Annotated in this window: 10 protein-coding genes; 9 read left to right on the forward strand and 1 reads right to left on the reverse strand. The window is 40.7% G+C overall.

Annotated elements, in window-relative coordinates:
• Window positions 1-34 precede the first annotated feature (34 nt).
• Window positions 35-1,753, reverse strand: coding sequence for a phospho-sugar mutase (locus CJ239_RS10990; protein ID WP_102211589.1), 1,719 nt, complete (start codon window positions 1,751-1,753; stop codon window positions 35-37).
• A 153-nt stretch (window positions 1,754-1,906) separates the two neighbouring features.
• Between CJ239_RS10990 and abc-f the strand changes: the two genes are divergently transcribed.
• From abc-f to glgA, 9 genes are all read left to right on the forward strand, one after another.
• On the forward strand, window positions 1,907-3,808 hold the full coding sequence (gene abc-f / locus CJ239_RS10995; protein WP_102211590.1) for a ribosomal protection-like ABC-F family protein: 1,902 nt from the start codon (window positions 1,907-1,909) through the stop codon (window positions 3,806-3,808).
• A 2-nt stretch (window positions 3,809-3,810) separates the two neighbouring features.
• The gene (locus CJ239_RS11000) at window positions 3,811-4,674 is read left to right on the forward strand and encodes an XRE/MutR family transcriptional regulator (RefSeq protein ID WP_102211591.1); all 864 of its coding nucleotides are present in this window, start codon (window positions 3,811-3,813) and stop codon (window positions 4,672-4,674) included.
• A 79-nt stretch (window positions 4,675-4,753) separates the two neighbouring features.
• The gene (locus CJ239_RS11005; protein ID WP_102211592.1) at window positions 4,754-5,932 is read left to right on the forward strand and encodes an MFS transporter; all 1,179 of its coding nucleotides are present in this window, start codon (window positions 4,754-4,756) and stop codon (window positions 5,930-5,932) included.
• A gap of 91 nt (window positions 5,933-6,023) precedes the next feature.
• Window positions 6,024-7,982, forward strand: a complete 1,959-nt coding sequence (gene ligA / locus CJ239_RS11010) for an NAD-dependent DNA ligase LigA (RefSeq protein ID WP_102211593.1) — start codon at window positions 6,024-6,026, stop codon at window positions 7,980-7,982.
• Window positions 7,983-8,094: 112 nt separating this feature from the next.
• Window positions 8,095-10,374, forward strand: coding sequence for a type I pullulanase (pulA, locus tag CJ239_RS11015; protein ID WP_102211594.1), 2,280 nt, complete (start codon window positions 8,095-8,097; stop codon window positions 10,372-10,374).
• A gap of 317 nt (window positions 10,375-10,691) precedes the next feature.
• Window positions 10,692-12,596, forward strand: coding sequence for a 1,4-alpha-glucan branching protein GlgB (gene glgB, locus CJ239_RS11020; RefSeq protein WP_102211595.1), 1,905 nt, complete (start codon window positions 10,692-10,694; stop codon window positions 12,594-12,596).
• A 13-nt stretch (window positions 12,597-12,609) separates the two neighbouring features.
• The gene (locus tag CJ239_RS11025) at window positions 12,610-13,752 is read left to right on the forward strand and encodes a glucose-1-phosphate adenylyltransferase (RefSeq protein WP_000787283.1); all 1,143 of its coding nucleotides are present in this window, start codon (window positions 12,610-12,612) and stop codon (window positions 13,750-13,752) included.
• Complete coding sequence (glgD, locus tag CJ239_RS11030) at window positions 13,742-14,881, forward strand: glucose-1-phosphate adenylyltransferase subunit GlgD (RefSeq protein WP_102211596.1); 1,140 nt, start codon at window positions 13,742-13,744, stop codon at window positions 14,879-14,881. Before CJ239_RS11025 ends, glgD begins: the two co-directional genes overlap by 11 nt.
• Window positions 14,878-16,311: a glycogen synthase GlgA gene (glgA, locus tag CJ239_RS11035; RefSeq protein WP_102211597.1), complete on the forward strand. Its 1,434-nt coding sequence runs from the start codon at window positions 14,878-14,880 to the stop codon at window positions 16,309-16,311. The genes glgD and glgA overlap by 4 nt, the downstream gene beginning before the upstream one ends.
• Window positions 16,312-16,323 lie beyond the last annotated feature (12 nt).

Consider the following 16,323-nt stretch of genomic DNA (forward strand, 5'->3'; position numbering starts at 1 on the left):
GATGAGATTGTTTGGTCTCATCTTTTATAGGATTTTATTTTACAAAAGCATTGATTTCTGCTTCGATGTTGGTAATCTTAGCTTGTGATTCTTCGTTTGTTTCCCCTACAACTGCAATGTAGAACTTGATTTTTGGTTCTGTACCTGAAGGGCGAACAGCAATCCATGAACCGTCAGCAAGTGTGTATTTCAACACATCACTTGGAGGAGTTGTCAAGTTTGTAACAGTACCGTCAGCAGCAGTAGCAGTTTGTGCCTTGAAGTCTTCTACGACAGTGATAGCTGTTGCGTTCCATTCTTTTGGAGCATTGTTACGGAATTTAGCCATAATCGCTTTGATTTGTTCAGCACCATCGACACCTGAAAGGGTAACAGAGATTGTTTTTTCTGCATAGTAGCCGTACTCTTTGTAGATTTCTTCGATACCGTCAGCAAGTGTCAAACCACGTGAACGGTAGTAGGCAGCAAGTTCAGCAACGACAAGAACGGCTTGGATAGCATCTTTATCACGTACGAATGGTTTAATCAAGTAACCGAAGCTTTCTTCAAATCCCATCATGTAAGTGTGATTGTGTTTTTCTTCGAATTCTTGGATTTTTTCAGCGATGAATTTGAAACCTGTCAAAACGTTGAACATAGTTGCGCCGTAGCTTTCAGCAATCTTCGTTACCAAGTCAGTTGATACGATAGATTTACATAGGGCTGCATTTTCAGGAAGAGTTCCAGCATTTTTGTGGGCTTCCAAGATGTATTTAGCCATGATAGCACCGATTTGGTTACCTGAAAGGTTGAGGTAGCTACCATCTTTTTGAAGAACTTCAACACCAACACGGTCAGCGTCAGGGTCAGTTGCCACAAGAACATCTGCACCAACTTGACGACCAAGTTCTTCAGCAAGTGCAAAGGCTGCTTGGCTTTCTGGGTTTGGAGATTTTACAGTTGAGAAATCTGGGTCAGCAGTTGCTTGCGCTTCAACGACTTGAACAGAGTCAAATCCTGCTTGGGCAAGAGCACGACGAGCCAACATTTCACCAGTACCATGAAGTGGTGTGTAGACAATTTTCATGTCTTTACCAAATTCTTCAATCAAGGCTGGGTTGATGTTTACGTCCTTAACCTCTTTAAGGTATTCTACGTCAACAGCCTCGCCGATAACTTCAATTAAGCCAGAAGCTTTTTCAGCTTCCACATCAGCAACTTCAACTGCAAATGGATTTTCGATTGCACGGATATAAGTAGTCAAAGCGTCCGCGTCGTGTGGAGGCATTTGTCCACCGTCTTCACCGTAAACCTTGTAACCGTTAAATGGAGCAGGGTTATGGCTAGCTGTAACCATGATACCTGCGAAACAGTTGAGATGACGAACGGCAAATGATAGTTCTGGAGTTGGACGGAGGCTTTCAAATACGTAAGATTTGATGCCGTGTTTAGCAAGAACTGCCGCAGATTCAAAGGCAAACTCAGGTGAGAAGTGACGGCTATCGTAGGCAATTGCTACACCGAGTTCTTTTTCGTTTCCACCTTTTGACTCGATCAAACGAGCCAATCCTTCAGTAGCTTGGCGAACAACGTAGATGTTGATGCGGTTTGTCCCAGCACCAATCAAGCCACGCATGCCTGCAGTACCAAATTCAAGATTTGTATAGAAGGCATCTTCCTTTGTTTTTTCATCCATATTTTCCAAATCTTGACGAAGGTAGTCAGGAAGCTCCGCAAAATCAACCCATTTCTGGTAATTTTCTTGGTAAGACATTGAAATTCTCCTTTTTGTAAATTGTTTTAACCGTTCACATTATAGCACTTTTTAGCGTTTTAGTAAAACGGTAGCATAACTTACATAAAAGTAGTAACATATGCCTGTTTATCAAGTCTTGAATGCCTTAGGGAAACATGCTATACTGTTTGTATGATTATTTTACAAGCTAATAAAATTGAACGTTCTTTTGCAGGAGAGGTTCTTTTTGATAATATCAACCTGCAAGTTGATGAACGAGACCGAATTGCCCTCGTTGGGAAAAATGGTGCAGGAAAGTCTACTCTTTTGAAGATTTTGGTTGGAGAAGAGGAGCCAACTAGTGGAGAAATCAATAAGAAAAAAGATATTTCTCTGTCTTACTTAGCCCAAGATAGCCGTTTTGAGTCTGAAAATACCATCTACGATGAGATGCTTCATGTCTTTGATGACTTACGTCGAACTGAGAAGCAACTTCGCCAGATGGAACTAGAGATGGGTGAAAAGTCTGGTGAGGACTTGAATAAGCTGATGTCAGATTACGACCGCTTATCTGAGAATTTTCGCCAAGCAGGTGGCTTTACCTATGAAGCTGATATTCGAGCGATTTTGAATGGATTCAAGTTCGATGAGTCTATGTGGCAGATGAAAATTGCCGAGCTTTCAGGTGGTCAAAATACTCGTCTGGCACTTGCCAAAATGCTTCTTGAAAAACCAAATCTCTTGGTTTTGGACGAGCCAACCAACCACTTGGATATTGAAACCATAGCCTGGCTAGAGAATTACTTGGTAAACTATAGCGGTGCCCTCATTATTGTCAGCCACGACCGTTATTTCTTGGATAAGGTTGCGACAATTACGCTAGATTTGACCAAGCATTCCTTGGATCGTTATGTGGGCAATTATTCTCGTTTTGTTGAGTTGAAGGAGCAGAAGCTAGCTACTGAGGCAAAAAACTATGAAAAGCAACAGAAGGAAATCGCTGCTCTGGAAGATTTTGTCAATCGCAATTTAGTCCGAGCCTCAACGACTAAACGTGCCCAATCTCGACGTAAACAACTGGAAAAAATGGAGCGTTTGGACAAGCCTGAAGCTGGTAAGAAGTCAGCCAACATGACCTTCCAGTCTGAAAAAACGTCGGGTAATGTTGTTCTGACTGTTGAAAATGGGGCTATTGGCTATGATGGGGAAATATTGTCAGAGCCTATCAACTTAGACCTTCGTAAGATGAATGCTGTTGCCATCGTTGGTCCTAATGGTATTGGCAAGTCAACCTTTATCAAGTCTATTGTGGACCAGATTCCTTTTATTAAGGGAGAAAAACGCTTTGGCGCCAATGTTGAGGTGGGTTACTATGACCAAACCCAAAGCAAGTTGACACCAAGTAATACTGTACTGGATGAACTCTGGAATGATTTTAAGTTAACACCAGAAGTTGAAATCCGTAACCGTCTAGGTGCCTTCCTTTTCTCAGGAGATGATGTTAAAAAATCAGTTGGCATGTTGTCAGGTGGAGAGAAAGCTCGTTTGCTTTTAGCCAAATTGTCTATGGAAAACAACAACTTCTTGATTCTGGATGAGCCAACCAATCACTTGGATATTGATAGCAAGGAAGTGCTAGAAAATGCCTTGATTGACTTTGATGGAACTCTTCTATTCGTCAGTCACGACCGTTACTTTATCAATCGTGTGGCAACTCATGTTTTGGAATTGTCTGAGAATGGTTCGACTCTCTACCTTGGAGACTACGACTACTATGTTGATAAAAAGGCTGAAATGGAAGTCAGTCTGACAGAGGAAGCTTTAACCAGTAATCAAGCAAAGGAAGCAAGTCCGGTCAATGATTATCAAGCTCAGAAAGAAAGTCAAAAAGAAGTCCGCAAACTCATGCGACAAATCGAAAATCTAGAAGCTGAAATTGAAGAGTTAGAAAGTCAAAGCCAAACCATTTCTGAACAAATGTTGGAAACAAACGATGCCGAAAAACTGATGGAATTACAGGCTGAGCTGGACAAAATCAGCCACCGTCAGGAAGAAGCTATGCTTGAGTGGGAAGAATTATCAGAGCAGGTGTAAAGATGGAAAATCTAGGAAAAGTATTTCGTGAATTTCGGACAAGTGGAAATTATTCTTTAAAGGAGGCTGCAGGCGAGTCCTGTTCAACTTCTCAGTTATCTCGCTTTGAGCTTGGGGAGTCTGACCTAGCAGTCTCACGTTTCTTTGAGCTTTTGGATAACATTCATGTCACAATCGAAAATTTCATGGATAAGGCAAGGAATTTTCACAATCATGAACATGTTGCCATGATGGGACAAATTGTACCCCTTTATTATTCAAATGATATTGCAGGTTTTCAAAAGCTTCAAAGGGAACAACTTGAAAAGGCTAAGAGTTCGACGAATCCCCTTTATTTTGAGCTGAACTGGATTTTGATGCAAGGTCTGATTTGTCAAAGAGATACGACTTATGATATGAAGCAGGATGATTTGGATAAGGTAGCAGATTATCTCTTCAAAACAGAAGAATGGACCATGTATGAGTTGATTCTTTTCGGGAACCTCTATAGTTTCTACGATGTGGACTATGTCACTCGGATTGGTAGAGAAGTTATGGAGAGGGAGGAATTTTACCTAGAGATTGGTCGTCATAAGAGATTAGTGTTGATTTTGGCCCTCAATTGTTACCAGCATTGCTTAGAGCATCTTTCTTTTGAAAATGCAAGCTATTTTGAGACTTATACAGAGAAGATTATTGGTAAAGGGATCAAACTGTATGAGCGTAATATTTTCCATTATCTAAAAGGATTTTCCTTGTACCAAAAAGGACAGTGTAAAGAAGGGTGTAAGCAGATGCAAGAAGCCATGCATATTTTTGACCTACTAGGTCTTCCAGAGCAAGTAGCCTACTATCAGGAACACTACGAGAAATTTGTCAAAAATTAATTTTCCCAAATAAGGGAAAAAATAAAAAGCTCCTTTCGGTTTTGATACAATAGTTTCAAAATTTGAGAGGAGTTTTTATATGAATCGCTATGCAGTACAGTTGATTGGTCGTGGAGCTATTAACAGGATAGGGAATATGCTCTATGATTATGGAAATAGTGTTTGGTTGGCTTCCATGGGTACTATCGGACAGACAGTTTTGGGAATGTATCAGATTTCAGAACTCGTCACATCTATTCTAGTCAATCCTTTTGGTGGAGTTATATCAGACCGTTTTTCTCGTCGTAGGATTTTAATGACGACAGACCTTGTTTGTGGGATTCTTTGTCTGGCTATTTCTTTCATAAGGAATGATAGCTGGATGATTGGGGCTTTGATTTTTGCTAACATTGTGCAGGCTATTGCTTTTGCCTTTTCTAGACCAGCAAATAAGGCCATTATCACAGAATTGGTAGAGAAGGATGAACTGGTCCTCTACAATTCTCGTTTGGAATTGGTGATGCAGGTTGTCAGTGTGAGTTCCCCTGTACTCTCTTTTCTGGTTTTACAATTTGCAAGTCTTCGCATTACTTTGGTATTGGATGCCCTTAGTTTTTTTCTCGCTTTTGGCTTGGTCGTCTTGCTTCCCAAAAAAGAAGAGAAGACTACGGGTGAGAAGAAACTCACATTCAAAGTTATTTTTTCTGATATCAAGGAGGGAGTTCACTATATTGTGAAGCAAAAGGAAATCTTCTTTTTGTTAGTCATGGCTTCAAGTGTCAATTTTTTCTTTGCAGCTTTTAATTACCTCCTCCCCTTTTCAAATCAGCTCTATGGAGTACAAGGTGCCTATGCCACTATTTTGATAATGGGGGCTATCGGATCTATTGTTGGGGCGCTGCTAGCTAGTAAGATTAAAGCCAGTATGGAAATGCTTCTGTTTTTATTGTCTCTGACTGGACTTGGAGTGATGATAATGGGTTTCACCCTTCCCTCCTATCTTGCTTTTTCAGGAAATTTCATTTGTGAACTATTTATGACGATGTTCAATATTCACTTTTTTACTCAAGTACAAACCAAGGTTGAAGGTGAATATCTGGGAAGAGTTCTCAGTTCGATTTATACCTTAGCTATACTATTTATGCCTGTTGCAACAGGTTTAATGACCTTGCTTCCAAGTATCCATCTTTATTCTTTCTTGATTATTGGACTTGGAGTTGTCGCCTTATCTTTCTTAGCTCTAGGCTATGTTCGAACTCATTTTGAAAAATTGATATAAGGCTGCTTGAGTTTCAAAAATAATTTCAAACTAAGTGATTTTTCGCCCTTCTCGTTTGTGAGGAGGGCTTAGTTTATGGTAAAATGGTCTTATGAATAAAAGAATGAATGAGTTAGTCGCCTTGCTTAATCGCTATGCGACTGAGTACTATACCAGCGACAATCCGTCAGTTTCAGACAGTGAGTATGACCGCCTTTACCGTGAGTTGGTTGAGTTGGAGGCTGCCTATCCAGAGCAAGTATTAGCAGACAGTCCGACCCATCGTGTTGGTGGCAAGGTTTTAGATGGTTTTGAAAAATATAGTCATCAGTATCCTCTTTATAGTTTGCAGGATGCTTTTTCACGTGAGGAGCTTGAAGCTTTTGATGCGCGTGTTCGTAAGGAACTAGCCCATCCTACCTATATTTGTGAGCTGAAAATCGATGGCTTGTCTATCTCGCTGACTTATGAAAAGGGGATTTTAGTTGCTGGGGCAACACGTGGAGACGGTTCTGTTGGGGAGAACATCACGGAAAACCTCAAGCGTGTTAAGGATATTCCTTTGACCTTGCCAGAAGAGCTAGATATCACAGTTCGTGGGGAATGTTATATGCCACGCGCTTCTTTTGACCAGGTTAACCAAGCTCGCCAAGAAAATGGAGAGTCTGAATTTGCCAATCCTCGTAATGCGGCGGCAGGAACCTTGCGTCAGTTGGATACAGCAGTAGTTGCCAAGCGCAATCTTGCAACCTTTCTCTATCAAGAAGCCAGCCCTTCAACTCGTGATAGCCAAGAAAAGGTTTTGAAGCACCTAGAACAACTAGGTTTTGTAGTCAATCCTAAGCGAATCTTGACTGAAAACATAGATGAAATCTGGGATTTTATCCAAGAAGTAGGAGAGGAACGGGACAATCTGCCTTATGATATCGATGGGGTGGTGATCAAGGTCAATGACTTAGCAAGCCAAGAAGAACTCGGTTTTACCGTCAAGGCTCCAAAGTGGGCTGTAGCCTACAAATTTCCAGCTGAAGAAAAAGAAGCTCAACTCCTGTCGGTTGACTGGACAGTAGGCCGTACAGGTGTTGTGACTCCAACTGCAAATTTAACCCCTGTTCAGCTTGCTGGTACAACTGTTAGCCGTGCGACCCTGCACAATGTGGATTATATTGCTGAAAAAGATATCCGCAAAGATGATACAGTTATCGTCTATAAGGCTGGAGACATCATCCCTGCCGTTTTACGTGTGGTAGAGTCCAAACGGCTTTCTGAAGAGAAACTAGATATTCCAACAAACTGCCCAAGTTGTGACTCTGACTTGTTGCATTTCGAAGATGAAGTGGCCCTCCGGTGTATCAATCCGCGTTGCCCTGCCCAAATCATGGAAGGTTTGATCCACTTTGCTTCTCGAGATACTATGAATATTACAGGACTTGGTCCATCTATTGTTGAAAAGCTTTTTGCTGCCAATTTAGTCAAGGATGTTGCGGATATTTACCGCTTGAAAGAAGACGATTTCCTCCTTTTAGAGGGTGTTAAGGAAAAGTCTGCTGCTAAACTGTATCAAGCCATTCAAGCATCTAAGGAAAATTCAGCTGAGAAACTATTGTTTGGTTTGGGAATTCGCCATGTTGGAAGCAAGGCCAGTCAGTTGTTACTTCAACATTTTCACTCGATTGAAAATCTGGCCCAAGCAGATCCAGAGGAAGTGGCTAGTATTGAAAGTCTGGGTGGTGTGATTGCCAAGAGTCTTCAGACTTACTTTGCGACAGAGGGCTCTAAAATTCTCCTCACAGAATTGAAAGAAGCTGGGGTTAACCTGGACTATAAAGGTCAGACTGTAGTAGCAGATGCAGCCTTGTCAGGTTTGACAGTGGTATTGACAGGAAAATTGGAACGACTCAAGCGCTCAGAAGCTAAAAGCAAACTCGAAAGTCTAGGTGCCAAGGTAACAGGCAGCGTTTCTAAAAAGACCGACCTCGTCGTTGCAGGAGCAGATGCTGGAAGTAAACTGCAAAAAGCACAAGAACTTGGTATCGAAGTTCGAGATGAAGCTTGGCTAGAAAGCTTGTAATAATCGTTTAAAATAAGAGTTTAGATAATATAACTATGTTTGTTAGTAGTGACAAAATTGGTCAAGAATTTATTAGTGAAACAGAAACAAATTAAAAAAGGAAAAATAAAAAATGTTTAATTACCCTATGCGCATTCATTACCATCGCAAGAATGGAGAATACGACACTTGCTCCTTTGTAAAAAGTCAGGATCAACGAATTGATTTGCTGACCTACAAAGAAGATTATTTTGGCGCTTTATTTAGTTTTGAACACCCAAGTTCTCATGCCTTAGAAAGCTTGAATTTTGTGGTTCATACAGGTCAAACCAGTAAAGAATATGCTATCCGTTTTAATCACTATCCCCTCTTAACAGAGGTCTGGATTTTGGAAGGGGATGATAGGATTTATTATTCTGAAAATCCTGCTATTGCAAGTCCTGCTTATAAAAATCAAAATCCTTTCGCTTTCGATAAAGCTATTAATAGCGCTAGTTTTGACCATCATTGGGGTTATCAGGGTGAACTAGGTTGCCAAGTAGAGGACAATCAGGCTCATTTTTCCCTTTGGGCTCCAACAGCGACAGAAGTGCAGGTTTTCGTTTATGAATCAGCTACTAATGATGCACCTGTTTGGAAGACTTTTGAGATGGAGAGAGGCAATAGCTACTCTTATAACCATAAGGACAATACTATTGGTGTCTGGAGTTTGGATGTTGAGGAAGATTTGACTGGTAAGGCTTATCAGTATCAAGTCCAATTTCCTCACCACCAAACAGTGACACGCGATCCCTATACTATCGCGACCAGTCCTGATGGCAAACGATCAGCTATCCTGAGCCATGAAGAAAAGCAAGTTGCAAACTTCGAGGTCAAGCACGGTTCAGAGGCTACTTGGCGCTTGGCAAATCCATGTAAGGCAGTTATTTGTGAAATGCACATTCGTGATTTGACCAAATCACCGACCTCAGGTGTAGATGAAGATCTTCGAGGAACGTTCTTGGGTGCTGCTCAGACTGGAACTGTTAACCAGTATGACCAGTCAACTGCTTTTGATTACATCAAGAAGCTGGGATATAATTATGTTCAATTGCAACCAATTGCAGACCGTCACAAAGAATACGATGAGGATGGGAATGTAACCTACAACTGGGGTTATGACCCACAAAACTATAACGCACCAGAAACGAGCCTTTCAACCAACCCAGATGATCCAGCTCAGGTCATTCGCGATTTGAAGACCATGGTTCAAGCCTATCACGATGCTGGTATTGGTGTCATTATGGATGTGGTCTATAATCATACCTTCTCAGTTGTTGATGCACCTTTCCAAACAACTGTCCCTGATTACTATTATCGTATGAATCCAGACGGTACCTTCCAGAATGGAACGGGTGTTGGAAATGAAACAGCCAGCGAACATGAAATGTTCCGCAAGTACATGATTGATTCTCTCCTATACTGGGTGCAGGAATACAATATTGACGGCTTCCGTTTTGATTTGATGGGGATTCATGATGTCAAGACCATGCAGATGATTCGTCAGAGTTTGGATGAAATTGACCCTAACATTATCCTTTATGGAGAAGGATGGGATATGGGAACAGGCTTAGCGCCTTATGATAAGGCCAAGAAAGACAATGCCTATCAGATGCCAAATATTGGTTTCTTTAATGACAATCAGCGCGATGCTGTTAAAGGTGGGGAAGTCTACGGTGCTATCAAGTCAGGTTTTGTCAGCGGTGCTGCGACAGAGCCAATTCTAGCCAAAGCAATTCTAGGAAGTCGTGAATTAGGTACCTATACACATCCAAACCAAGTTCTTAACTATGTAGAGGCCCATGACAATTACAATCTTCACGATTTGTTAGCAACCCTTCATCCAGACCAAAGTTCAGAACAAATCATGCGTAAGGTTGAGACAGCCACAGCCATGAATCTGCTCATGCAAGGGATGGCCTTTATGGAAATTGGTCAAGAATTTGGTCGTACCAAATTGGTTGCTACAGGTGAGAATGGTGAGTTGACTCATGATGATAGAGAGCGTGCTATGAATAGCTATAATGCTCCAGACAGTGTGAACCAAGTAAACTGGGACTTGATCAATGAGCGTCAAGATAGCATCGAATTTATTCGTCAGATGATTCGTTTGAAGACAGAAACCAGCGCCTTTTCTTACCCTACTTATGAAGAAATTTACCATCATGTCTTTGTTCATTCAGCAAATGAACACAGTGGTTGGATTGTCTATGAAATTCATGGGGCAGAACACCTATTGGTTGTCTTTAATGCTAAAGGGCAAGACTTCCAGTTTGAAAATGCTGGAAATCTAGAACTGCTGGTGACCAACAGCCATTTAGCTGATAAAGACACGGTTGGTGGCGTTAGCGCCAGCGTCTTTAAAGTTTTGTAGAATTTTACAATTTAAATTCATTTACAGTGCTTTATCTCTTAAAAACAATAAAATCAGGAAATTCATCTCCTGATTTATTTTTTTACTTAAAATTATTTTTTTGTTAGCAAAATAACGAACTTTATGATAGTATTGTTAAAAAACAATTCGTTTTCAAAGCGTTTCTGAAAATTTCTTGATTTACAAGTGAACACATCAGTGAATTTGTTGAAGACTTTCAAAAGAATTTTTAGCAAATATAGTAATTTACTTGAATCTTCCCTAAAAAGGTAGTATAATAAATCTATAGAAAACGCTTACAAAGGATAGGAGGGTGTATGAATAAGAAAAAAGCTTTAGAAACTTTTATGACAGGTGAAAATTTTCACCTCCAGCATTATCTGGGAGCGCATAGGGAAGAAAAAGATGGTGAGTCTGGCTATACTTTCCGAGTTTGGGCACCCAATGCTCAGGCTGTTCATTTGGTAGGAGATTTCACTAATTGGGTTGAAAATCAAATTCCGATGGAACGGAATGAATTTGGAGTTTGGGAAGTCTTTACCAGTCTTGCTCAAGAAGGACAAATTTATAAGTACAATATTACACGTGCAAATGGTCATCAGCTGATGAAGATTGATCCCATGGCCGTTCGATATGAGGCTCGCCCTGGTACTGGAGCGATTTTAACAGAGATTCCAGAAAAGAAATGGAAGGATGGACTTTGGTTAGCTCGTAGAAAACGCTTGAGCTTTGAAGAGCGTCCTGTCAATATTTATGAGGTCCATGCTGGATCTTGGAAGAGAAATCCTGATGGCAGTCCCTATAGTTTTGCTCAATTGAAAGATGAACTCATTCCTTACTTGGTTGAGATGAATTATACTCATATTGAGTTTATGCCTTTGATGTCCCACCCTCTCGGTTTGAGTTGGGGTTATCAGCTTATGGGTTACTTTGCTCTAGAGCATGCCTATGGTCGACCTGAAGAGTTTCAAGATTTTGTTGAGGAATGTCACTTAAACAATATAGGCGTTATTGTAGACTGGGTACCTGGTCACTTTACTATCAATGATGATGCCTTGGCCTATTATGATGGGACGCCTACTTTTGAATACCAAGACCATAATAAGGCTCATAACTACGGTTGGGGAGCACTCAATTTTGACCTTGGAAAGAATGAAGTCCAGTCTTTCTTGATTTCTAGTATTAAGTTTTGGATTGACTTTTACCATTTGGACGGTATTCGCGTGGATGCGGTTAGCAACATGCTCTATCTTGACTACGATGATGCCCCATGGACACCTAATAAAGATGGGGGCAATCTCAACTACGAGGGTTATTATTTCCTAAAACGCTTGAATGATGTCATTAAACAAGCTCATCCAGACGTTATGATGATAGCTGAGGAAAGTTCATCAGCTACTCAGATTACTGACACCAAGGATTCAGATGGTCTTGGCTTTGATTATAAATGGAATATGGGTTGGATGAATGATATCCTCCGATTCTACGAAGAAGATCCGATTTATCGTAAATACGACTTTAACCTAGTGACTTTCAGCTTTATGTATGTCTTCAAGGAGAATTATCTCCTACCATTCTCGCACGATGAAGTGGTTCATGGCAAGAAGAGTATGATGCACAAGATGTGGGGAGATCGCTACAATCAATTCGCAGGCTTGCGTAATCTTTACACCTACCAAATTTGTCACCCAGGTAAAAAATTGCTCTTCATGGGTAGTGAATATGGTCAATTCTTAGAATGGAAATCTGAAGAACAGTTGGAATGGTCTAACTTAGAAGATCCGATGAATGCTAAGATGAAGTATTTCACTTCTCAGCTAAACCAGTTTTACAAAGACCATCGCTGTCTGTGGGAAATTGATACCAGCTATGATGGTATAGAAATCATCGATGCGGATAATCGAGACCAGAGTGTTCTGTCCTTCATTCGTAAGGGTAAAAAGGGCGATATGTTAGTCTGTGTCTTTAATATGGCACCTATTGAACGAAAAGATTTTACAATCGGACTTCCTGTTGCAGGGATTTATGAAGAAGTCTGGAATACTGAGTTAGAAGAGTGGGGAGGTGTCTGGAAAGAACACAATCAAACTGTTCAAACGCAAGAAGGACTATGGAAGGATTATGAGCAGACCTTGACCTTTACCCTACCTGCTATGGGAGCTAGTGTATGGAAAATCAAGCGTCGCTTGAAATCTGATAAAACTGTCACAAGTAAAAACTAAAAAGGAGTAGAAAATGAAGAATGAAATGTTAGCTTTGATTCTTGCTGGTGGGCAAGGAACTCGTCTCGGTAAACTTACTCAAAGCATCGCAAAACCAGCTGTGCAATTTGGTGGGCGCTACCGTATCATTGACTTTGCTCTCTCAAACTGTGCCAACTCAGGCATCAACAATGTTGGAGTCATCACCCAGTATCAACCACTTGCTCTCAACAACCATATCGGAAATGGTTCAAGTTGGGGTCTAGATGGGATTAATTCTGGCGTCTCTATCCTTCAACCTTATTCTGCAAGTGAAGGAAATCGTTGGTTTGAAGGAACTAGTCACGCTATTTATCAAAATATCGACTACATCGATAGTGTCAATCCTGAGTATGTTTTGATTCTTTCGGGTGACCATATCTATAAGATGGATTATGATGCCATGCTCCAGTCTCATAAGGATAATAATGCCAGCCTGACAGTAGCTGTTCTTGATGTTCCTCTTAAAGAAGCAAGTCGTTTTGGTATCATGAATACCGATGCTAACAATCGTATTGTAGAATTTGAAGAAAAACCAGCTCAACCTAAATCTACAAAGGCTTCTATGGGGATTTACATTTTTGATTGGCAACGTCTCCGCAATATGCTTGTTGCTGCTGAAAAGAGTAATGTCGATATGTCAGACTTTGGTAAAAATGTCATTCCAAATTACCTTGAGTCAGGTGAAAGTGTCTATGCTTACGAATTTAATGGTTACTGGAAAGACGTCGGTACGATTGAGTCGCTTTGGGAAGCGAACATGGAGTACATTTCTCCAGAGAATGCCTTGGACAGCCGTAACCGTCAATGGAAGATTTACTCAAGAAACTTAATTTCACCACCAAACTTCCTTGGGGCAAATGCTCATGTGGAAGATTCCTTGGTTGTTGATGGCTGTTTTGTAGATGGAACTGTTAAACACTCTATTCTTTCAACAGGTGCGCAAGTTCGTGAAGGTGCAGAAGTTGTTGATTCAGTTATCATGAGTGGAGCCATCATTGGACATGGAGCTAAAATCAAACGTGCCATTATTGGTGAAGGTGCAGTTATTTCTGATGGTGTCGAAATTGATGGAACAGAAGAAGTACAAGTTGTAGGATATAATGAAGTAGTGGGGGTAGCAACAGATGAAGATTGATAAATATTCTGCCATTTTAGGAAACACAGTTGGTTTTCATGATATGTCAACATTGACAGACCACCGTCCAGTAGCTAGTTTGCCATTTGGCGGTAAATATCGTTTGATTGACTTCCCGCTCTCAAGTCTTGCCAATGCTGGTGTTCGCAGTGTTTTTGGTATTTTTCAGCAGGATAATATTAGTTCTGTTTTTGACCATATCCGTTCAGGGCGTGAGTGGGGCTTGTCCACTCTTCTTAGTCACTATTATCTAGGAATTTATAATACACGCGTTGAGAGTAGCACAGTAGGAAAAGAATATTACCAACAGCTGCTCACCTATTTAAAACGCTCTGGGTCAAACCAAACAGTATCACTCAACTGTGATGTTTTGATTAATATTGATTTGAACCAAGTGTTCCACCTTCATAACACAACGAAGGGGCCTATTACAGTTGTTTATAAGAAACTTCCTAAGAAAGATATTTCAGAAGTAAATGCAATCTTGGAAGTGGATGAAACAGACCATGTTCGTTCTCATAAACTATTTGATAGTAAATCAACAGATGAAGTTTATAATATGTCCACGGATATCTTTGTCGTCGATACACCTTGGTTGATTGAACGCTTAGAAGAAGAAGCTAAGAAAGAACATCCAGAGAAATTGCGCTATGTTTTACGGGATTTAGCTGCCAAAGAAGGGGCTTTTGCCTACGAGTACACAGGCTACCTTGCAAATATTCACTCTGTAGAGTCTTATTACCAAGCTAATAAAGATATGCTTGAATCTCAAAAATTCTACTCTCTCTTTACTCCAAACCAAAAAATTTATACAAAGGTTAAGAATGAAGAACCAACTTACTATGCTAACACATCTAAGGTAAGTACTTCTCAGTTTGCCTCTGGTAGTATCATTGAAGGTCAAGTAGCTAATTCCGTTCTATCACGTAATATTCATGTACATAAGGATAGCTTGGTTAAAGATAGCTTACTTTTCCCTCGTGTTGTTATTGGAGAAGGAGCTCAGGTAGAATACGCTATCTTGGATAAGGGTGTTGAAGTTGCGGATGGTGTTGTGATTCGAGGCACTGCAGAACATCCAGTTGTCGTTAAGAAAGGTGCTAAAGTAACAGAGGATATTCATTCATGAAAATTTTATTTGTAGCAGCAGAGGGTGCCCCCTTTTCAAAAACAGGTGGTTTGGGAGACGTCATTGGCGCTCTTCCCAAATCACTAGTAAAAGCGGGACATGAAGTGGCAGTGATTTTACCCTACTATGACATGGTAGAAGCTAAGTTTGGAAATCAGATTGAAGATGTTCTTCATTTTGAGGTGAATGTTGGTTGGCGCAGACAGTACTGTGGAATTAAGAAAACAGTGCTAAATGGTGTGACCTTCTACTTTATTGACAACCAATATTATTTCTTCCGTGGCCATGTTTACGGTGATTTTGACGACGGAGAACGCTTTGCCTTTTTCCAACTGGCTGCCATTGAGGCTATGGAAAGAATTGACTTTATCCCCGACCTTCTCCATGTTCATGATTACCATACAGCCATGATACCATTCTTGTTAAAGGAAAAATACCGTTGGATTCAAGCTTATCAAGGAATTAAAACTGTTTTAACCATTCATAATTTGGAATTCCAAGGACAATTTTCAGAGGGAATGTTATGGGATTTGTTTGGAGTTGGCTTTGAACGTTACGCTGATGGCACCCTTCGCTGGAACAACTGTCTGAACTGGATGAAGGCTGGTATTCTCTATGCGGACCGTGTTTCAACCGTTTCACCTAGTTATGCTCATGAAATTATGACCAGTCAGTTCGGATGTAACTTGGATCAAATTCTTCGAATGGAATCTGGCAAGGTCTCTGGTATCGTGAACGGGATTGATGCTGATCTTTATAATCCTCAGACGGATGCTCTTTTAGACTATCATTTCAATCAGGAAGATTTGTCTGGTAAAGCTCAGAACAAGGCAAAATTGCAAGAGAGAGTTGGCTTGCCAGTTAGAGCTGACGTTCCACTGGTGGGAATTGTTTCTCGTTTGACACGTCAAAAAGGTTTTGATGTGGTGGTGGAAAGTCTGCACCATATCTTGCAAGAAGATGTCCAGATTGTTCTTTTGGGAACTGGAGATCCAGCCTTTGAAGGAGCTTTCTCATGGTTTGCTCAAATCTATCCAGACAAGCTATCAGCAAATATCACTTTTGATGTCAAACTAGCTCAAGAAATCTACGCTGCTTGTGACCTCTTCCTAATGCCAAGTCGTTTTGAACCGTGTGGCTTGTCTCAAATGATGGCTATGCGTTACGGAACCTTGCCGTTGGTCCATGAAGTTGGAGGCTTGCGAGATACCGTTCGCTCTTTCAATCCAATCGAAGGAAGCGGTACTGGTTTTAGCTTTGACAATCTATCTCCTTATTGGTTAAATTGGACTTTCCAAACAGCATTGGATTTGTATCGAAACCATCCTGATGTTTGGAAAAATCTACAAAAACAAGCTATGGAGTGTGATTTCTCATGGGATACAGCCTGCAAGTCATACCTTGACTTGTACCAAAGCTTAGTTAACTAATAGATAAAATCG

Origin of the sequence: Streptococcus sp. UMB0029 (assembly GCF_002871495.1) — a bacterium.
Classification (GTDB): Bacteria; Bacillota; Bacilli; order Lactobacillales; family Streptococcaceae; genus Streptococcus.